The sequence below is a fragment of the Sutcliffiella sp. NC1 genome, assembly GCF_027594365.1.
GTDB classification, from domain to species: domain Bacteria; phylum Bacillota; class Bacilli; order Bacillales; family Bacillaceae_I; genus Sutcliffiella; species Sutcliffiella cohnii.
In genome coordinates this window covers 1,284,658-1,304,077 of the sequence record NZ_CP115153.1, presented here as the reverse complement: position 1 = coordinate 1,304,077, position 19,420 = coordinate 1,284,658, and the positions used below count along the sequence as shown (strand labels likewise).

Below are 19,420 nucleotides of genomic sequence, written 5' to 3'. Positions count from 1 at the left end.
AAATAAAAGGAAACACAATGAACGTTTGGTAGGCTGTTGTTGACTTATCGTAAGGGACGGAACAGGAAGTTTGATAGGTCCTAAGCGCCGACACAAAAGCGGAGGCGGCTCAGTCTGGCCCGACAAGAAAGGTGCGGCGCTGCCGGTGGAAACTCTTTGTCCACCGGAAGTGACTGACTTATGTCTCGAGGGCCTTTTCCAAAGGAGCTAGACGTAACGTAAGTAAAGTTAGTAGTTATCCACAAAATATACACGCTTATAGTTTCTAAACGATAAAAAGCCATATTAACTGAAATCAGTTAATATGGCCTTAAGACTTTTAATTAATCGTAATCATTCGTAAACAATACTTCACGTGGCACTTCAGTTCCTCTTGACCCACGTAGGTCTGATTGTCCTTCAGCTGGATAGAAAATAATAAAGCTTTCCGGATTCATCGAAGCTAGGCGTTTCGGTATGCGCTCTAGCTGTGGATGCCACCCAACCGTCCCTTTTCTTGCACTTAATACGATAACGATATCGTCTTTTTGCAATGTTTGAAGTTTTTGTTCGTATAGAGTTACCCAATCTTGTACCCATTCCACAATTGTTGGAGGGTTTGGCTTTATTTCCTTCATATGAGCTTTGTACGTATCAGGAAAGTCTTTTAATACATAACATTGAATCGTTGCACCTAAGTTACTAGCTATTACTTTCACTTTTTTTAACGCATCCCAATAACCAGATTTATGGTCCATTCCGCTCGGTATCACAAGAACGATTCGTTTCGTCGTATTTAATTTATGTCCTAATTTCGTAATGAGTACCGATATATTCGTTTGATCTAATACTTGGTCAATAACGCCGCCAAATATCCTCTGTGGACCAGAACGCTCTCCATTCCATCCTGCAACAAGTGTCGTAATTCTCTCTTCTGCAATTGCTCGGTTAATACCGATAGCAACGTTTCGATCAACACGTGTTGTGACTCGGAGCGGTACATCTGCCCCACTAGCGTACGTAACGGCTGCACTTAACATTTTTTCAGCTTTAGCGACTTCTGCTTCAGCTGACCACATATCACGTTGAACTACACTTAACGCATAAAGCGGATTATCGACGGATCGTGTTTGCCTAATGACAAAAGCTAAATCTAACAACCCACTCATCGTTTGCGGATTTGCAACTGGTATTAAAATACGCTCTGGCGCTTCATTACTTTTCATTGGCTGTTGCTCTTCTAATAGTGCTAATTTACGGCCATACTTTTCAACAATGTATGGGCCAATAATACAAGTAATTAAAATCATAATAATAACACCGTTAACCGTTACTTGATCAAGTAAACCGACATTAAATCCTACTAGTGTAGCTGCTAAAGTTGCTGCCGCTTGAGGCGTTGTTAAACCAAAGATTACTAAGTTCTCTTCTTTGGAATAACCGTATAACTTACTCGTTAAGAGGGCTGCACTATATTTTCCAATTAATAAACCTAAAACGATCAAACCCGTTAACACCCAAGCTTTCGGATTGCTTACAAGCACTCTTAAATCCATTAACATCCCGACAGAAAGTAGGAAAAATGGAATAAAAATCGCATTGGCTGTAAATCGAATTCTGTTCATTAACGCACCTTGTTCGAAGATGAAACGATTTAGTGCTAACCCAACCAAAAAGGCACCGATAATTGGTTGAAGACCAGCAACCACCGCTAACGAACCAGCTGTAAATAAAAGGACCATTACATATGTAAATTCTACAGGTCCTTCCGTCGTTACATTGCGGAAAAACCAACGTGATATGAATGGAGTTCCGAGGAAAATAACGGCAACAAAAATAATGATAGAAATGGTCAATTTAACTCCAAAATAAATATCTAACTGACCAGCTGCTGCTCCCGTAATTACTGCAAGTATTAATAAAGCAAACGTATCCGTTAAAAGACTTCCACCTACTGCTGTAGTGACAGCTTTATTTTTTCCTATACCTAATCGGCTAGCAATTGGATAGCCTAAAAGCGTATGGGAACCTAAAATAGACCCGATTAATACAGAAGCAGCTAAATTGTATCCGAGCATTAAGCTTACTAACGTTCCTAAAATTAACGGTATCCAAAAGGATAATAAGCCGTAAACAATACTTCTATTTCGGTATTTTTTAAATCCGTCTAAATCCATTTCTAATCCAGCGATAAAAATAATAAATAATAAGCCTACCGTACCTAATAATTCTATCGTTTGCGTTCGTTCTAATACCCCTAGCCCATTTGGTCCAATTATTACACCTGCTAATATTGGCCCGATAAGACCAGGAATTCGTAATAATTTCATAAAGTAGGGAAAAATAAAGAAAATGATCATTGCAATCGCAAATAATAAAACTGGTTCGGTAATAGGAAATTCAAACAAAGCTTTCCCCCCGATCCTTTCAAAATTGCTTTTTACACATAGTTAAAGATTATACCATCCCCAAACATGACGGTAAAGCAAACAAAACTGCGCATGAAGGATGATGCATTATATTTTATAAAATAATAATACAAAAAGTTGGGTACGGATTTCTATTGTTTTCCCTCGAAAATAGGCTACTTTAGGAAAAATAGCAATTCTATTTAGAAGACATTGATTGTTGTTATTCGTTAATATGGGTCCATCTCTTTTGAACTGATACAATATTTACCTTTCAGATTTAGAACCGTGAGTGGAACGGAGCGGAAGACACTTGACTCCTGCGGGATGTAGAGGGAAGGTCGAGACCCCACAGGCGCAGCCGAGGAGGCTCGACTCCCTCCCCGCGGAAAGCCAAGTGTCTGTAGCGAAGTGAAACGGATTAGCTTAAGCCCGATGGTGAATATTTCACTTGCATTTTTATCTATATTAAAGGAGGAGTAACGTAACGATGGAAGAGAATATGACGACGGAATATAAGATTGATTACACCGTTTTAATGATTATTTTTTTATTAGCACTTATTAGTCTCATTATATTATCTGCCATTCAGCCGTCATTACCAGCTAAATTACAGTCTGTTCATTTTGTTCAAAAACAAACGTTTTGGTATATTATTGGAAGTACTGGTACTGTTTTATGTCTCTTTTTTGATTATGAGCGTTATCGACATTTCGGTTATTATTTATATGCGATTGGAATGATTTTATTAATTGGGTTAGATATATCAATCTCGCCTCAAGTATTAACGATTAACGGGGCTACGAGTTGGTATTCCATTCCTGGCATCGGAAATGTGCAACCGTCAGAATTTATGAAGCTTTTTTATATATTTGCTTCTAGTATCGTATTAACACAGTTTCGTGAAAGCTTAGAAGAAGACGAATTACACTTTGATGCCATTTTAAAAAAAGAATGGATGCTTATATTTAAATTAACTTTTCTATTTTTATGTCCTGTTTTATTTTTAGTTAGGCAACCTGACCTCGGAATGACGATGATTTATACTTCCATCTTCATCACGTATATATTAATTTCAGGTATTAGGTGGCGTTTATTGCTAGGATTAATGACGTCAATCCTACTAATCATTTCTAGTTTTATTTTTTTATATTTAAAATTCCCAAACTTTTTTTACCAATATGGGTTTCATGAGTATCAATTAGGTCGTTTTTATGGGTGGCTAGACCCACATGGTCATTCTGATGCTTATGGATACCAGCTTCTGCAATCTTTAAAAGCTGTTGGTTCTGGAACGTTATACGGAACAGGTTTTGGTCATGTAGAGGTAGCTCTTCCTGAGTCACATACCGATTTTATTTTCGCTATGGCGGCAGAGCAGTTTGGTTTTCTTGGCGGTAGCATTATTATTTCATTGTTTTTCATATTAATTTTTCGTATTGTATCCATTGCCTTACAATGTAACGACACGTTTGGAAGTTTTCTATGCGCAGGTATTGTCGGAATGATAGGTTTTCAGGTGTTTCAAAATATCGGAATGACGATTGGCCTCCTGCCTATTACAGGACTCCCACTTCCATTTGTAAGCTACGGGGGAAGCTCATTAGTTACATACATGGCCGCAATTGGGATTGTGTTAAATGTTTACGGCAAATCGAAACAATATATGTTTGATTAATGGAGGAGAAAAAATGAAAATAGATATTATTGGTGATATACACGGTTGCTATGATGAATTAAAAATTTTATTAGAAAAATTAGGCTACACGATTGATGAAGAAAGTAGGGTTAGACACCCTGAAGAGAGAAGGCTTGGTTTTGTAGGGGATCTAACGGACCGAGGACCTCACTCCTTAAAAGTAATAGAATTTGTAGCAAATGTAGTATCAAGCGGGAAAGGTTATTACGTACCCGGAAACCATTGTAATAAATTGTATCGATATTTTTTAGGAAATAAAGTACAAATAACGCACGGTTTAGAAACAACTGTAGCAGAATTCGAAGCACTTAATAGAAAAGACCAAAAGAAGTATAACCATTTATTTGTAAAGCTTTATGAAAATGCACCATTGTATCATGTTTTAAACGGCGGAAAACTAATTATTGCCCACGCAGGAATTAAGAAAGATTATATTGGGAAGCATTCCAAAAAGGTAAAAACGTTCGTTCTATATGGAGATATTACTGGTGAGTTTGAAGCAAACGGTATGCCTGTTCGCCGTGATTGGGCGAAACAATACGATGGGGACGCATGGATTGTTTATGGTCATACTCCTGTTAAGCAACCGAGGTTTGTCAACAATACGGTTAATATTGATACAGGAGCAGTGTTCGGTGGTTCTTTGTCAGCCGTTCGTTATCCTGAGATGGAAACCGTGTCTGTTCCATCGTCTATGCCGCTAGTAGAAGAGAAATTTCGGGACCTTGATAAGGAGTAGGATTATTATCCTACTCCTCCATATTTAATAGTTGTTGCATATCTGCCGGAAGTTTTGACTGAAAGTGTAACTCTTGCTCTAAAACCGGATGAAAAAATGTTAATTCGCAACTGTGAAGTGCTTGTCGCTTTATTAGGTCTCTTTTTCCGCCATATAAGTCATCTCCCAGTAGTGGATTTCCGACGTATGACAAATGTACTCGAATTTGGTGTGTTCGACCAGTTTCTAATTTTAATTTTAATAAACTGGATTGTGAATACTCTTCCATCACTTCATAATGGGTAATTGCGTGTTGCCCATCTTGTCGCACTTCCCTTTCAATAATACTCGTCTCTTTTCTTCCAATCGGCTCATTAACTATTCCATTTCGTTTCTTTAGCCTGCCATGAACGATTGCAATGTAGGATCGTTGTATAGAGTGATCTTTCTGTTGCAAAGAAAATAAATGGTGAATGTAACGGTTTTTCGCAATGAGCATTAGGCCCGATGTGTCTCGATCTAATCTTGTTACGATATGGACAGCACTATGCAACCCATTTTTTTTATAATAATATAGGAGTGCATTCGCAACAGAACCTGTTGGGTGTTCTCTTGATGGGATTGAATTCATGTATGGTGCTTTATTTAAGACGAGAACATAATCATCTTCGTAAACAATATCGAGCGGCAACTGTTCAGCTTTTAACCCCTCACTACTTATTTCTTCTGGAAAAGTGACTTCTATATCATCACCAATTCGAAGCATATACCTAACTGTTACTCGGTTGCCATTTACAAGAATGGATCCGCCAGCAAACTTAATATCTGCTAGAGCTGATTTAGAAATATGCTTTTCTCTTAAAAATTCCCGGAGTAGTTTCCCTTCGTCTTGTTTTTTTACAATAAAGTGAAGTGTGAACATGTTTTACCCTCTTTAAAATATTAATAAAAAGCAACCAGACAAGTGCTGATTGCTTCGTTTAACCAGAAATAAAGGAATCACGAACTCTTTTCCAAAATGGAAACGGACGAAATCGAGCAAACCTTATTTTCTCTTTAGCCACTCGGCATTGAATCGACTTTACATCTTTATGAAGTAATGTTAAATGATCGATTGTTATTTGATAATCTACATCGTTTACGGGTTTAAGTAAGCATGTATGATGATCTGGTAAAACTAACGGTGAACCGATTGTACGAAAAACACGATTATTAATAGAGGCCATTTCTGCAATTTGTATGGCTGGTAATGACGGATGCAATATTGCCCCACCTAACGCTTTATTGTAAGCAGTACTTCCAGAAGGTGTGGAAATACAGAGACCATCTCCACGGAACGTTTCAAAAGGCTGGCCTTTAATTTCAACGTCCATTACTAACGTTCCTTCTACACTTTTCACTGTACATTCATTAAGCGCTAAATATCTCGTTTCTTTGCCACCATCTATGTAACGGATAATCACCTCTAGAAGAGGGTATTCAATAGTCTGATATGGTGTTTTAGCAATGGCGATGACGAGCTTTTCTATCTCCTCTGGTACCCAATCGGCATAAAAGCCTAAATGTCCAGTATGCACTCCGATAAAAGCAGTCTTATCTAATCTACTTTTGTAGCGATGAAAAGCATATAGTAATGTCCCGTCTCCACCAACGGAAACGACGATATCTGGACGATCCTCATCATAAATGAGCTCAAAGTCTTGCAAATATGTTTTCATTTTTAACATTAACGTATTCGACACTGCATCACCTTTGGACGTAATCGCAAACCTCATCTGCTCACCTCCCCATTATGTATCCATTTCTTTTTTTCTTGAGAATATTGCTTGTGCTTCTTGTATTTCCCCACGGATTTGGGACATTTCTTCGTCTAAAAGATAAGCGGCTTCCGCTGCTCGAACGAGACGTTCATGTATTTCTTGTGGAAACTGACCACTATATTTATAGTTTAAAGAATGCTCAATGGTAGCCCAAAAATTCATTGCTAACGTACGTATTTGAATTTCGACTAGAATAATCTTTTCTCCCTTAATCGTTTGAACTGGATATTCTATAACCATATGATAAGACCGATACCCGCTTTCTTTCTTTCGAGTTACGTAGTCTCTTTCTTCAATAATTTTAAAATCATTCCGCTTCCTCAACAAATCAACAACACGATGGATGTCATCAACGAACTGACACATCATACGTATTCCTGCAATGTCCTGCATTTCTTCTTCTAACCGCTCTAGCGGAATACCTTTACGTGTTGCTTTATCTAAAATGCTAGCAATTGGCTTTACACGTCCTGTTACGAATTCAATCGGTGTATGCTCTGAATGCATTTCAAACTGTGAACGAGCACCTTTCAATTTCACCTTTAATTCATCAATCGCCTGCTTATACGGCGCTAAAAATAAATCCCATTGTTGAATCATACGGCATACCCCTTTTAACTCTCTATATCTGCTTTGTAAGCATAAACTTCTTTATTAGGCGAAAAATACTTCGGTAACTTTCTTCTCCATGTCTTCCCCGTAGTTTGCGTTATCTTTAATATTTTCTACTAAGTATTGTAACTCTTCTGCAAACTGGGTTAATAATAATGCTATTTTTCCTACTACTAATACAATTGCTTTCTTTTCTTCCACCGCATTTTTTATCGCAGACCAAAAAGAATGTGAAATGCTCACATAAACAAATTCTGTTGCTGTTTCTAGCTTATAAATAAATGAAAGTTGGTCAGAATCTACTAACATTTGATTGCTCGCTTGCACTTCCTCAAGAGAGAAAGCCACTTCGTCAGCAAGTAATTGCAATTGCTGTGAATTAACTAACGTTTCTTTAATTTCTATTCTTTTTTGCATGTGCATCTCCTTCCAAGCGATTTCCTCCTATATTTTATCATAGTTTATTCCTTTCCATAAATTTTTCCTCAATCTTTTTCCATTGAAATTAGAATCATTTATGCCGATAATAGAAATAGACAAAGCGAAATGAGGAAATGTTATGCATCAAGAAATAGAGATTGAATTCAAAAATATCATAACGAAAGACGAGTATTCCCGTCTATTAAAAGCATTTCAACATACTGCCGATGAAGGTGTAATACAAATTAACCATTATTTAGATACACCTGACTTCCACTTAAAGCAAAACGGTTGTGCTTTACGTATACGCGAAAAAAATAAGGCGTACCAATTAACGTTGAAGCAACCTGCAGGAGAAGGACTGTTAGAAACTCATGAAACGATTCTTCAGTCAGATATGAACCGAATACTCGATGAAGGAAGACTATTGGATGGTGGTATCTCCTCTGTTTTGAAGACAAGCTTAAATATTGATCCTACTACTGTACAATATTTCGGCTCCCTTACGACAAAACGAGTGCAATTCTCTTATGAAAATGGCCTCCTCGTGTTAGACGAATCTAACTATTTAGGTGTTACGGATTATGAATTAGAATACGAGGCTTCCTCCTTTAAGGAAGGAAAAATAGTTTTTGAAAGGTTATTACACAAATACGAAATACCAATCCGTCCAACAAAAAATAAAATTGTACGATTTTACGAGCAAAAAAAAGCGTTAGAAGGTGACTATAAACATGAGAGTTAATCAGTATCGAACTCTTTTAGAAATTCAAGCGTTACAAAATATGAATGGAACAAACAAAAGCAACAATAACTTAACAACATTTTCTAGCATCTTTCAGCAAACGGTAGGGACTCCCCCTTCACAAAATGTTGGAAATAGCTTATTTACCCATCCATTAAATAGCGCTACAACAGAATCGTTATTACCACTTTTACAAAAATCTTTGGATCCTTTAAACACGAACACAACTTTGTTAACGAAAACAAACTATGACGACATTATTAAAGAAGCCTCCGAAAAATATAATGTCGATGCGAAACTGATTAGATCAGTTATCCAACACGAATCGAATTTTAACCCTAATGCGAAAAGTCATGCTGGTGCGATGGGACTAATGCAATTAATGCCTTCAACAGCCCGTGGCTTAGGTGTTTTGAATCCATTTGATCCGCGAGAAAATATATTAGGTGGAACGAAATATTTAAGTCAAATGCTCCAAAAGTATAACGGAAATACGACGTTAGCACTAGCTGCATATAATGCAGGACCAGGCAATGTAGATAAATACAATGGTATCCCACCATTTCGAGAAACAGAACGATACATTGCGAAAGTAACAGAAAGCTATTACGCATAACTTTAAAAGCCCTAAGACAAATTTAGGGCTTTTTTTAAGTCTATTTTCTCTTCTATAAAATAATATTTGGTAATTATTAGTGATTCCAACTCTTCTCCTAATAGTTTCCTTAGTTTTTCGAATCTAATTATTTGAGATATAACAACCACATTGATAAAATAATATACAATTAAATGAAATATTTGTTATCCATTGTAGATAATAAAAAAGCGTATTAATAGTCCTAAAACATATATTCGCTTAACTATTGAGAAGAGGAGTTCTTATTATGGTGAATCCAATCAAATCACCTTTTGAAGCAATTGGTGGGGAGGATGTTATTAATCGTTTAGTCGATGCTTTTTATGCACGTGTTAGCCAGCATCCAGATTTATCACCCATTTTTCCTGATGATCTAACTGAGACTGCCAGAAAGCAAAAACAATTTCTTACCCAATATTTAGGCGGACCTAATTTATATACTGAAGAACATGGTCACCCAATGTTACGGGCGCGTCACATGCCTTTTGAAATAACACCTAAACGGGCAAAAGCATGGTTAAGTTGTATGCAAAAAGCAATGGATGAAATCGAATTAGATAGTCCTTTGCGAACGGAATTTTTCCATAGGCTTGTACTAACAGCACAACATATGGTCAACACTCCAGATGATGAAGAGGAAGATTCCAGTGATTGAACAAGATAAACACTTTTTTTATTTAAATACAATCAAGCATACAACAAATAAACCAATAGAGATTTACTTATTTATTGATCCGTTATGTCCAGAATGTTGGGGTTTAGAACCGATTTTAAAGAAACTCCAAATTGAATATGGCCGTTATTTCACCATAAAGCATGTGTTAAGCGGGAAGCTTGCTACACTTAATCTAGGTAAGAAAAACGCTCCTGAAACGATGGCAAAGACTTGGGAGCGTACTGCAAATCGTTCTGGAATGTCCTGTGATGGTTCCCTTTGGCTAGAACAACCGATTTCCACACCATTTGCTGCTTCCGTTGCTATTAAAGCTGCGGAATTACAAGGACGAAGATCTGGTAGTAAGTTTTTACGAAAGCTTCAAGAGGTGTTGTTTTTACAAAAACAAGACATCTCTAACATCGACGTCTTGAAAGAATGTGCTATCTCCGTTCAGTTAGATGTGGAAGAGTTCGAAAGAGATTTGAAAGAAGAGTATGCAGCTAAAGCTTTACAATGCGACTTAAAGATCACATCCGAAATGGAAGTGCAAGAAATTCCTTCTCTCGTTTTCTTTAATGAAAATATTGAAGCGGAAGGTATTAAAGTTTCTGGTTGTCACTCATATGAAATATATGTAGAAATACTACAGGATATGATTAACGAGACATTAAAGCCAGATATACCACCATCTATTGAGCAGTTTTTAAAAAGGTTCGAATTTGTCGCGACGAAGGAATTAGCAGTAGTCTACAATTTAACTGAGCAAGAAGTTGAACGAGAAATGAAAAAGTTAGTCCTAAAGCAAAAAGTAGAACAAGTACCAGTAAAGTATGGTACATTCTGGAAGTATTTAGAATAATGAAAGGTCGGTGTACGCTAGTTACACTGACCTTTTTTGTTTACTTTTTAATTGTCGCACTACCTCTTTTGCTTTTATAAGGTCACTTTTACATACTTTTAACGTTTGAACCGGTGGGATGGAGGCTGCAAATCTTATATCTGTCTTCTCCATACTAATTTTATATTTTTTAATTCCTGCATCTCGAAGCAGTTGTTGTGCTTTATACATTTTCTTAACATCATTAGTAGTAAAAACGGGATACGATTTTGTAAAGAATGTGTCAATTAGCCATGAAATTATAAGTTTCCACCTCGCTGTGTAAAAGTAGTCTCTCCCTTTTGTATCCGATAACTATAGGAGACCTTCAACCCCTAAGGATCAATATGAATAAGAGATCTACTAAGATACGGATATTACTATTAAAAGTTTCATCATAATCGCATTTGCTTTACTAAAGCTTCACTTTTAATATCTCACTTCCTAACTTTTGGATCATTATTGACGCACTTGTGAGATTTTTTGCTGCACTTGCGAAATTTATTGACGCCCCCTCCCATCTATTCCATACAAAAGAAAACGCCCCGGCATAAATGCCAGGGCGTTTTCCTTGTCTTTAATAGACAACAAAGGGGATGGGAGAAATTTTTCACGGTCAAACAAAGGGGTATATGTTTGTATGTGAATCGTTTCACATCTATAATATATCAGATTTTGTCGACTTTTGGCAAGTCCCCTTTGTATTGTTTCACAACTTTGTAACATTTCCGTTTTGAATTTTCTAGTAAATTATATATAATCTTTCGCATACATTAGTACAAGACAGATAGTCCATTACGGGGAAGGATGAGTATTTATGAACAAGTGGACCTTTATTTTATCTATTGGGTTTATTATCTTTGCTTTTATTTTAAATATATTTGGTTTAATGCGCGTCTTTCCGCTTTTGTTTACATCGGTTCTTTTGTTTTTATCCTTATTAATTTTTGTGTCGTTATTAAACAATCAGCATCGGTTTAGAGGGTTTAAATAAGATAGAAATAATTTGCTAATATTGACACGTTTATATATTAGCTATTAGTTACTAGTTAGGGTGATAATTTTGAAACACTTTATTCTGTATTGGAGAGTATTTTTCATTGTAGCACTTGTATTACTTTTTATAACAAATGTAATAAGTCCATTTATTTTCAGTTCATTTTTATCCGGAATCATTATCTTTTTTGGAATCCCTTGGGTATATACTAAGATTACAGAAAAGTAGCTTTGCAACTTGTTGTTGTACTATTAGCATCGAATGACAATATATTTTTTACAAATACAAAAGCAAGGTACAATATGCACCTTGCTTTTTAGTATTACGATAGTAGCTTTTCCATTTCTGTAAGCTTTTGCTCGAAAACTTTACATGCTTCTTCGATTGGTGAAGATTGTGTCATATCTACTCCTGCTTTTTTCAGTACTTCGATTGGATAGTCGGAGCTTCCAGCACTTAAAAATTCAATATAACGGTCTACTGCTGGTTGACCTTCTTCCAATATTTGCTTGCTTAATGCTGTTGCTGCACTATAACCAGTTGCATACTGATATACGTAGTAATTGTAATAGAAATGTGGTATTCTTGCCCACTCTAGACCAATTTCTTCATCAATATGAATGTTCTCTCCGAAATATTTCTTATTAAGTTCATAGTATTTTTCCGTAAATAAGTCAGCAGTTAACGCTTCACCGTTTTGAGCTAATTGGTGAATTTGGTGTTCGAATTCAGCAAACATCGTTTGTCGGAATACTGTACCACGGAATCCTTCTAAATAATGATTTAATAAGTAAAGCTTTTTCTGTTCATCATCGATTGTTTTTAATAAATAATCATTTAATAAAGCCTCGTTACAAGTAGAAGCAACCTCCGCTACGAAAATTGAATAATTTCCATACGGATACGGCTGAGTTTTCCGAGTATAGTAGCTGTGAACAGAGTGTCCGAACTCGTGAGCTAACGTAAATAAGTTGTTAATATTATCTTGCCAGTTCATTAAGATGTAAGGATTTGTTCCGTACGTACCAGAAGAATAAGCACCTGAACGTTTTCCTTTATTTTCTTGAACATCTACCCAACGATTGTTAAAGCCTTCTTGAACGATGTTTAAATAATCTTCCCCGAGTGGAGCTAAACCTTTTAACAAATAGTCTTTCGCTTCACCATATGGAACTTTCATTTTCACATCTTTTATTAAAGGAGTATATAAATCATACATGTGTAGTTCATCTACACCTAACACTTTTTTACGTAGATCAACATAACGGTGTAAAAGGTGTAGGTTATCATTAATTGTATTCACTAAATTATCATAAACAGTTTCAGGTATATTGTTGTTACTTAACGCAGCATGGCGAGCTGAATCATAGTTACGTACTTTTGCTTGGAAATTATCCTTCTTGACAGTCCCCGAAAGCGTGCTTGCGAATGTATTTTTATATTTACCATACGTTTCATAAACACCTTTAAACGCATCTTCACGAACACGACGATCTTCACTTTCTAAAAAGCGAATATAACGACCATGCGTAATTTCTACTTCTTCCCCATTCTCATCTTTAATGGATGGGAACGTTAAATCAGCATTATTTAACATTCCGAACGTATTAGAAGAATTGCCCATTACTTCTGATGCTTGCGCTAATAACGATTCTTCTTTTGCTGAGAGAATATGTGGACGCTGGCGATTAATTTCGTCTAAGGCATGCTCATAAAGTTGTAAGTCTGAATTGTCTTGAACAAAATTCTTTAGCTGCTCTTCATCCATTGATAAAATTTCTGGCACAACAAATGATAAAGCACTCGCTACTTGAGTGTAAAGGTTCGCAGCTCGGTCATTTAATCCTTGGTAAAAAGCATTAGTGGTGTCTTGATCATAACGCATATGAGCATATGTATATAATTTACCTAAACGACTAGAAATTTCGTCTTGATATTGTAATACTTCATATAGTTTATTGGCAGAAGTAGATAGCGTTCCAGCAAATTCACTAATTTTCGGAATCATATTTTTCACTTCAAGGAATTCATTTTCCCAATCTTGATCAGTCGGAAAAATATCTTCTAATCTCCATGTATCTTCAACAGTTATTTCGTGACGCTCAGGTAACTTATTCACTGTTTTTTGTTCTGACATTTTGAAACCTCCTAAATTATAATGGCATCCTTCTATTATATGAGAAAATCTCCATTATAAGAAATATTTTGATTTTTTCTCCATTCAATATTATTCGACACTCTCCGTTTTTCTCCTTTTTAATTTTTCCTTTTAAAGAATAGTCATACTAACGAAATTGCTTTTATAAATCTTTCGTCTTGTTTCATTAACTCTTCCATATTAGCGTTAGAATTAATCGACCTTCTTTTCACATAAATGTTTTCCATTTTTTTACTTAGTAATCCAATGGCAACTAACGCTTCAACATATTGGCGAACAGCGTTTGTATAATCGACTCTTTCTACGAGTGGTAACGTTCTTATTTTAATTTTTCCTTCTTTTACTCTCCTTTCAAACATTTGTACAACAGAAGGAAGGTGAATAATAGAGCCGGTAGGTACAGTAAATATACAATCGTAAAAGAGCCATGCTTGCCATTCTATTAAAGGTGTTTGCATGAAAAATTGTGATGGAACAGGAAGACCGATCTCTGCAGGGAGCTGTGTTAACGAAACGCCATAATGTTGATAGCAATATTTTTTTAGCGCTATCATTCCGTTATACAGACAGTATTCGTACCGCCATTTTCGTTTATATTCAACCCAGCGCTTACGCCAATAAAATGGAAGTTTCATACTTGGAAAGCTGTGAACGTATAAATTTTCCGTTGAAAATGATAGGATAAACGCCTTTTGTTGACTATAAGGGAAGTAAGGAATAATGTATGTGAATTTTTTATCGTAAGGACAAAAGCTTATAAAAAATGGAGTGGTAGAATGGGTAGGATAATTTAAATATAGCCACTCAAACGAAGAAATTGTTTGATGAAGGGTATTTTGAAATCTTTTCTTACTTAAAATCCAAAGAGGAAACAAGTTTTGTGAGAAATAACTTTTCGTTCTTTCTACCATTAATGTTGCTGGAATAGTAGAACATTGAAATTCAACGGCATAACGTCTGTTTTTCGTTTCTAGCAGCACATCTATACGTTGCCTCGTTTCTATCACGTAATGTTCCATCGTTGTGTTTCCATATTTTTTTAGTAAATAATAGAGTTGCCTTTTTCCTTCTAAATGGTACAGGGATTCTCGCTCTGTTGAGGCGTTGCAATCTGCACGGTAATGAGCAAAATGAGGACGTCTTTTTTGTCCAACTTTCATTTGAAGTTTTCCACCACATGCTGGGCAAAAATATGGACCACTATTGGGAATTGGCTTACCATCTAATAATGAATAGTACGAGCCATCTTCTCTTTTTGCTATAAACATTTTTCCATCTATCTCCTTTGATTAGCTAGGAAATAGAAACTGACACTCTTTACTTCGACAAATTTTTTATATATCCTTTTAAAAAATAAAAAACCTAGAAATATCTCTAGGTTTTATAAGAGCGGGCTCGTTAAACGGCATAACGACTCCATTATTCTTTGATAGAAAGGTCGATTTGCAAATACTTCTTTAACAATCGGTTTAGAGTTCTTTATATCATCTTCATAGTCTTCCACAAGTTTGTGTAAGCTTTTCGTATTATACAAAAAAGCATTAACTTCAAAATTCAAATGAAAGCTACGCATATCCATGTTTGCAGTACCAATTGACGCAACTTCTTCATCTACAATAATGACTTTACTATGCAAAAAGCCTTTTTCGTATTCAAAAACTTTCACGCCTGCTTCCATTAGTTCAGGAAAATAAGAACGAGAAGCGTAAAAAACAATCTTTTTATCAGGACGGCTTGGCATTAATAACCTTACATCTACTCCACTTAATGCAGCAACTTTTAAAGCAGAAAAAATATCGTCGTCTGGAATGAAATATGGTGAAGCAATCCAAATCGTTTTCCTCGCTGACGTAATCATCGCAAAAAATAAGTTTTTGATAACTTCCCATTCTTGGTCAGGTCCACCTGCAATCATTTGAACTCCGCCATGATTAATATTTTCTTGTAATTTAGGAGATAAATACTCTGGTGAAAGCAAAGATTGTTCGGTCATATAATACCAGTCTTGTAAAAAAATAAGTTGTAGTGAACGAACCGCCTTACCTTTTACATAAAGATGAGTGTCTCGCCAATATCCGAAATATTTATCTTTACCTAAATATTCATCCCCAATATTTAAGCCACCTACGAAGCCGATGTTTCCATCAATAACGATTATTTTTCGATGGTTTCGGAAATTAATTTTATTATTAAACACTGGAAAGCGAACAGGTGAAAAAGGAACAATTTGCACTCCGGCTTCTTTTAAATCATTAATATATTTGTTTGATAGCTTAAAACTACCAACTGCATCGTATAAAAAGCGGACGATGACCCCTTCTTTTGCTTTCTTAATAAGGATATTTTTAATTTTGTTTCCTAAATCATCATGGCGAACGATGTAATATTCTAAATGAATATGGTGGTTGGCTTTTTCTAGTTCTTCTATTATTTTTGAAAACGTCTCGTCTCCATCCGTTAAAACCCTCGTTTCTGTCGCAAATGAAATTGGGCTTCTTCCAAGATTTTTGGAAAGTTGAAAAAGCGAACGATATTCATTACCGAGCAGCTTCATTTCTTCTTCTGAATAGCTTCGATGGCCTTCTATATGTTCTGCTGTATGTTTATCCAATAACGCCTTTTTTTGAAAGAGTCTTTGCTTTCGGACATTCCTGCCAAACAAAATATAAAATATAAACCCTAATACAGGGAAGCTCCCTAATACGACTAACCATGTTAACGTTCTAGTTGGATGTCGATTTTCAAAAAATATGAGAAAAGCAATGAATAGAACTGACAAGGGAAACAAAACGGAGAGTATCCCAAGTACCCATCCACCAAGATAGTCCTTAAAAACATATAAAATAGAAATAACCGCTAACAAAAACAAAGTGACTCTAAACGTATTTTTCAAGTATCCCACCTCCGATGTCACCTAAAACGAGTATAACGTTTTAAGGCTTAAAAAAACCGATTCCATTTCAATGAAATCGGTACACGATTATAGTGAAAAGTGCTTTGAAATTTCTTCCATAGCATTTCCTTTATTAATTATCGTACCATACTCAGCTAGACGGTGAATCGTTACTTGTGTTTCTTCACCGTACTCAAGTAAGACACTTAGTACATTATCTATTTGATCATCCGTATAATGCTCGCTTGCAAAATCTACGTATAAATAATATTTTCCTTCAAAGGAGTATAGACTATTTTCCATGTTATCTAAGTTTTTTAACCGATGACTGACAGAAATGAAATCTTCAAAGTCTTTAAACTTAATCATAAACTGTAGTAAATCTTCATCTTCATTTCCTAGTTCATCATCTTCTTTAGTAGGGTTAAAATGATGATCTAACATTGATTCAATACGCTCATCAACTGGGAAATCCATCTTTTTATCTTCTGAAATTGGAACTTCGAAAGTCTTTCCATCTCTTGATAATTGCGCAAGTGTAACAATTACTTCTAATCCTTTATCTAAAGCTTGCACTTGTATCCAAAGTGGGCCCTCCACAGCAAAATCTTCTTCATCATGAGCCTCATCCATCATTTCCCAAAACAATTCTTCACTACGCTCACGATTGTACCAAATTTCTTCCCTAGAAAAGCCTCTTTCCTCTATATCACCATACGAAATATAAAATTTAACTGTATTTTCGTTAATTCTTTCGATTTCCATTTTTCATAACAACTCCCTTCAATGATAGGTAAATGATACACGCTTCCTACCAATATTTATTTTGGAAGCAATTAGAGATGAACATTAATCCATTCACGTCTCATTTTCCTTTTTTTCGTTCCTTTGGAAGGGAAACCTCCATAAAAACTGACCTATTGTAATACTGTTTCCATTTACTAACTAGCATAAACATATAGTCTATGCATCAATAAAATACCTTGTACTCTTATTCTATGACATTTATTGTTGGAATGGAAATAAAAAATGCTAAATTTCAAAAAAACGACTCCTGCCTATACGAAAAGCGGAGGGCGTTTGGTAGCGGCGTACAAACTGGACCTTTCCTGCCGGAGATAAAGGAAACACAACGAGCCAGGAGGCGAGTTGATGTTGACTTATCGTACGGAGGAAAAGTGAAGTTTGAGCCGGACCTAGCCGCCGGAGCTAGACAATCCGAAAAGCGGAGGGCGTTTGGTAGCGGCGTACAAACTGGACCTTTCCTGCCGGAGATAAAGGAAACACAGCGAACGTCAGTGAGCTGATGTTGACTTATCGTACAGAAGGAAAGGGAAGTTTGATAGCCGCTAACGCCCGGAGCTAGACAATCCGAAAAGCGGAGGCGGCTCGCTTATGTCCAATCAAACTGGAGCTTTCAAACAAAATAAAAGCAATATCCATTTACTTTCCATAAGACTATCAAGTTCGTTTGAAAAAAACAAGCATATTATCCTCGCTTCCCCATTATATTTAATATTAATGGGACAAGAAGGAGAGATATCGTGGACATAGAATTAATTACTTCCATTCTTATTATAATTGGGATAGATATTATACTTGGTGGTGACAATGCTATTTTAATTGCGTTAGCATGTCGTGAACTACCAGAGAAACTTCGTAATAAAGCGATCATTATTGGAACAGTATTAGCTATCGTTTGTCGTATTGTATTAACTATTCTCGCTGTCTACTTATTAACAGTCCCTTTTCTACAATTTGTTGGCGGTGTTTTACTTGCTTACATAGCTTACGGATTGTTAAAGAAAGAAGAAGAGCAAGTTAATGTACGCGGTAGCGCTTCTTTATTCACTGCTATTAAAACAATAATTGTAGCAGATCTCGTTATGGGATTTGATAATGTTATGGCAGTAGCAGGAGCAGCACATGGACAGTTTATTCTTGTAGTTATTGGACTTCTATTCTCCATTCCGATCATTATTTGGGGAAGTAAAATTATCCTTTTAATCATGGAGAAATATCCTATTGTTATATACATCGGAGCCGCTATTTTAGCATACACAGCTGGTAAGATGATGATCTCGGAGCCGATGATTCAACATGCGATTCCTTCTTCGAATTGGCTTAATATATTTCCGTTTGCCGTTATCTTATTCGTAACAGGCTTATCCTATATCCAAAAGTTTACGAGAAGAACGACTATTCAATAAAATTTCCAGTCTTTCCTATTCCTATTATCTATAATTAAAAAATAACGAAGAGGTCAATCTATGATTGACCTCTTTTTAATTACATATTTACTAAGCGTTGTGCTTCTCGTAATTGATAACTTCTAACTTTACGTGGTAAAAATCTACGAATTTCATCTTCGTTGTATCCAACTTGTAATCTTTTTTCATCAATAATAATTGGTCTTCTTAATAACCCAGGGTGCTCTTGAACAACAGAGTACAGCTCCTGTAAAGGCATCGATTCCACATTTATATTCAGTTTTTGGAATACCTTTGATCTTGTTGAAATGATTTCATCTGTACCTTCTTCTGTCATTCGTAAAATTTCTTTAATCTCTTGTAGAGATAGTGGTTCCGAAAAAATGTTTCTTTCTTTAAATGGAATATCGTGCTCCTCTAACCACGCTTTTGCTTTACGACAAGATGTACAACTTGGAGATGTATATAACGTTACCATGAACTTTTCCTCTCCTTTTAACGAATATGGACAATGCTAATCTATAATAATTATTCTTATTTGAAATAACTTTAATTTAGTAATTTCTATTATCAATTATACATGAAAAAT

Annotated in this window: 20 protein-coding genes; 9 read left to right on the top strand and 11 right to left on the bottom strand. The window is 35.8% G+C overall.

Going from position 1 to position 19,420, the window contains the following annotated elements:
* Window positions 1-323: 323 nt before the first annotated feature.
* Window positions 324-2,387 carry a cation:proton antiporter domain-containing protein gene (locus tag O1A01_RS06525; protein ID WP_066422005.1) on the bottom strand — a complete coding sequence of 688 codons (2,064 nt, stop codon included), beginning with the start codon at window positions 2,385-2,387 and terminating at the stop codon, window positions 324-326.
* 490 nt (window positions 2,388-2,877) lie between these two features.
* Here O1A01_RS06525 and O1A01_RS06520 point away from each other — a divergent pair, with 490 nt between their 5' ends.
* Complete coding sequence (locus tag O1A01_RS06520; RefSeq protein WP_066421469.1) at window positions 2,878-4,065, top strand: FtsW/RodA/SpoVE family cell cycle protein; 1,188 nt, start codon at window positions 2,878-2,880, stop codon at window positions 4,063-4,065.
* Between the two features lie 13 nt (window positions 4,066-4,078).
* Window positions 4,079-4,825, top strand: a complete 747-nt coding sequence (gene prpE / locus O1A01_RS06515; protein ID WP_066421472.1) for a bis(5'-nucleosyl)-tetraphosphatase PrpE — start codon at window positions 4,079-4,081, stop codon at window positions 4,823-4,825.
* 10 nt (window positions 4,826-4,835) lie between these two features.
* On the opposite strand, the gene O1A01_RS06510 is transcribed toward prpE, so the two are convergent.
* From O1A01_RS06510 to O1A01_RS06495, 4 genes are read right to left on the bottom strand one after another with little or no spacing between them, the layout of a single operon-like run.
* Window positions 4,836-5,726: an RluA family pseudouridine synthase gene (locus tag O1A01_RS06510; RefSeq protein ID WP_066421475.1), complete on the bottom strand. Its 891-nt coding sequence runs from the start codon at window positions 5,724-5,726 to the stop codon at window positions 4,836-4,838.
* A gap of 58 nt (window positions 5,727-5,784) precedes the next feature.
* On the bottom strand, window positions 5,785-6,579 hold the full coding sequence (locus O1A01_RS06505) for an NAD kinase (protein WP_066421478.1): 795 nt from the start codon (window positions 6,577-6,579) through the stop codon (window positions 5,785-5,787).
* A gap of 15 nt (window positions 6,580-6,594) precedes the next feature.
* The gene (locus O1A01_RS06500) at window positions 6,595-7,224 is read right to left on the bottom strand and encodes a GTP diphosphokinase (protein WP_066421480.1); all 630 of its coding nucleotides are present in this window, start codon (window positions 7,222-7,224) and stop codon (window positions 6,595-6,597) included.
* Window positions 7,225-7,278: 54 nt separating this feature from the next.
* On the bottom strand, window positions 7,279-7,653 hold the full coding sequence (locus tag O1A01_RS06495; protein WP_066421482.1) for a UPF0738 family protein: 375 nt from the start codon (window positions 7,651-7,653) through the stop codon (window positions 7,279-7,281).
* 142 nt (window positions 7,654-7,795) lie between these two features.
* Between O1A01_RS06495 and O1A01_RS06490 the strand changes: the two genes are divergently transcribed.
* From O1A01_RS06490 to O1A01_RS06475, 4 genes are all read left to right on the top strand, one after another.
* Window positions 7,796-8,401 (top strand): CYTH domain-containing protein, encoded by a 606-nt coding sequence (locus O1A01_RS06490; protein WP_066421484.1) that lies wholly within the window; start codon window positions 7,796-7,798, stop codon window positions 8,399-8,401.
* Window positions 8,391-9,017: a lytic transglycosylase domain-containing protein gene (locus O1A01_RS06485; protein WP_066421486.1), complete on the top strand. Its 627-nt coding sequence runs from the start codon at window positions 8,391-8,393 to the stop codon at window positions 9,015-9,017. Before O1A01_RS06490 ends, O1A01_RS06485 begins: the two co-directional genes overlap by 11 nt.
* A gap of 268 nt (window positions 9,018-9,285) precedes the next feature.
* Window positions 9,286-9,693, top strand: a complete 408-nt coding sequence (locus O1A01_RS06480) for a globin domain-containing protein (RefSeq protein ID WP_066421488.1) — start codon at window positions 9,286-9,288, stop codon at window positions 9,691-9,693.
* On the top strand, window positions 9,686-10,555 hold the full coding sequence (locus O1A01_RS06475; RefSeq protein ID WP_270065807.1) for a ClpXP adapter SpxH family protein: 870 nt from the start codon (window positions 9,686-9,688) through the stop codon (window positions 10,553-10,555). The genes O1A01_RS06480 and O1A01_RS06475 overlap by 8 nt, the downstream gene beginning before the upstream one ends.
* A 21-nt stretch (window positions 10,556-10,576) precedes the next feature.
* Here O1A01_RS06475 and O1A01_RS06470 read toward each other — a convergent pair whose 3' ends face one another.
* Entirely contained in the window at window positions 10,577-10,765 is a 189-nt protein-coding gene (locus O1A01_RS06470; RefSeq protein ID WP_066421489.1) for a hypothetical protein, read from the bottom strand.
* 625 nt (window positions 10,766-11,390) lie between these two features.
* On the opposite strand from O1A01_RS06470, the gene O1A01_RS06465 reads away from it, so the two are divergent.
* Window positions 11,391-11,567 (top strand): hypothetical protein, encoded by a 177-nt coding sequence (locus O1A01_RS06465; RefSeq protein ID WP_169714869.1) that lies wholly within the window; start codon window positions 11,391-11,393, stop codon window positions 11,565-11,567.
* A 325-nt stretch (window positions 11,568-11,892) separates the two neighbouring features.
* Here O1A01_RS06465 and pepF read toward each other — a convergent pair whose 3' ends face one another.
* The 4 genes from pepF to mecA form a co-directional block, all read right to left on the bottom strand.
* Entirely contained in the window at window positions 11,893-13,707 is a 1,815-nt protein-coding gene (gene pepF / locus O1A01_RS06460) for an oligoendopeptidase F (RefSeq protein ID WP_066421722.1), read from the bottom strand.
* Between the two features lie 143 nt (window positions 13,708-13,850).
* Window positions 13,851-14,996, bottom strand: coding sequence for a competence protein CoiA (locus O1A01_RS06455; protein ID WP_270065806.1), 1,146 nt, complete (start codon window positions 14,994-14,996; stop codon window positions 13,851-13,853).
* Window positions 14,997-15,109: 113 nt separating this feature from the next.
* On the bottom strand, window positions 15,110-16,621 hold the full coding sequence (cls, locus tag O1A01_RS06450) for a cardiolipin synthase (protein WP_066421724.1): 1,512 nt from the start codon (window positions 16,619-16,621) through the stop codon (window positions 15,110-15,112).
* Between the two features lie 87 nt (window positions 16,622-16,708).
* Window positions 16,709-17,386, bottom strand: coding sequence for an adaptor protein MecA (gene mecA / locus O1A01_RS06445; RefSeq protein ID WP_066421725.1), 678 nt, complete (start codon window positions 17,384-17,386; stop codon window positions 16,709-16,711).
* A gap of 630 nt (window positions 17,387-18,016) precedes the next feature.
* Here mecA and O1A01_RS06440 point away from each other — a divergent pair.
* Window positions 18,017-18,175, top strand: coding sequence for a hypothetical protein (locus tag O1A01_RS06440; RefSeq protein WP_157729274.1), 159 nt, complete (start codon window positions 18,017-18,019; stop codon window positions 18,173-18,175).
* On the top strand, window positions 18,166-18,831 hold the full coding sequence (locus O1A01_RS06435) for a TerC family protein (protein WP_066422073.1): 666 nt from the start codon (window positions 18,166-18,168) through the stop codon (window positions 18,829-18,831). Before O1A01_RS06440 ends, O1A01_RS06435 begins: the two co-directional genes overlap by 10 nt.
* Before the next feature lie 79 nt (window positions 18,832-18,910).
* Here the strand turns inward: O1A01_RS06435 and spxA are convergent, their stop codons facing one another.
* Window positions 18,911-19,309 (bottom strand): transcriptional regulator SpxA, encoded by a 399-nt coding sequence (spxA, locus tag O1A01_RS06430; protein WP_066416607.1) that lies wholly within the window; start codon window positions 19,307-19,309, stop codon window positions 18,911-18,913.
* Window positions 19,310-19,420: the final 111 nt, after the last annotated feature.

Excerpts from the sequence above, each read along its gene's own strand:
- O1A01_RS06520 (WP_066421469.1), top strand. The coding sequence starts at position 2,878 with ATGGAAGAGAATATGACGACGGAATATAAGATTGATTACACCGTTTTA.
- prpE (WP_066421472.1), top strand. The coding sequence starts at position 4,079 with ATGAAAATAGATATTATTGGTGATATACACGGTTGCTATGATGAATTA.
- O1A01_RS06510 (WP_066421475.1), bottom strand. The coding sequence starts at position 5,726 with ATGTTCACACTTCACTTTATTGTAAAAAAACAAGACGAAGGGAAACTA.
- O1A01_RS06505 (WP_066421478.1), bottom strand. The coding sequence starts at position 6,579 with ATGAGGTTTGCGATTACGTCCAAAGGTGATGCAGTGTCGAATACGTTA.
- O1A01_RS06500 (WP_066421480.1), bottom strand. The coding sequence starts at position 7,224 with ATGATTCAACAATGGGATTTATTTTTAGCGCCGTATAAGCAGGCGATT.
- O1A01_RS06495 (WP_066421482.1), bottom strand. The coding sequence starts at position 7,653 with ATGCAAAAAAGAATAGAAATTAAAGAAACGTTAGTTAATTCACAGCAA.
- O1A01_RS06490 (WP_066421484.1), top strand. The coding sequence starts at position 7,796 with ATGCATCAAGAAATAGAGATTGAATTCAAAAATATCATAACGAAAGAC.
- O1A01_RS06485 (WP_066421486.1), top strand. The coding sequence starts at position 8,391 with ATGAGAGTTAATCAGTATCGAACTCTTTTAGAAATTCAAGCGTTACAA.
- O1A01_RS06480 (WP_066421488.1), top strand. The coding sequence starts at position 9,286 with ATGGTGAATCCAATCAAATCACCTTTTGAAGCAATTGGTGGGGAGGAT.
- O1A01_RS06470 (WP_066421489.1), bottom strand. The coding sequence starts at position 10,765 with ATGTATAAAGCACAACAACTGCTTCGAGATGCAGGAATTAAAAAATAT.
- O1A01_RS06465 (WP_169714869.1), top strand. The coding sequence starts at position 11,391 with ATGAACAAGTGGACCTTTATTTTATCTATTGGGTTTATTATCTTTGCT.
- pepF (WP_066421722.1), bottom strand. The coding sequence starts at position 13,707 with ATGTCAGAACAAAAAACAGTGAATAAGTTACCTGAGCGTCACGAAATA.
- O1A01_RS06455 (WP_270065806.1), bottom strand. The coding sequence starts at position 14,996 with ATGTTTATAGCAAAAAGAGAAGATGGCTCGTACTATTCATTATTAGAT.
- mecA (WP_066421725.1), bottom strand. The coding sequence starts at position 17,386 with ATGGAAATCGAAAGAATTAACGAAAATACAGTTAAATTTTATATTTCG.
- O1A01_RS06440 (WP_157729274.1), top strand. The coding sequence starts at position 18,017 with ATGTCCAATCAAACTGGAGCTTTCAAACAAAATAAAAGCAATATCCAT.
- spxA (WP_066416607.1), bottom strand. The coding sequence starts at position 19,309 with ATGGTAACGTTATATACATCTCCAAGTTGTACATCTTGTCGTAAAGCA.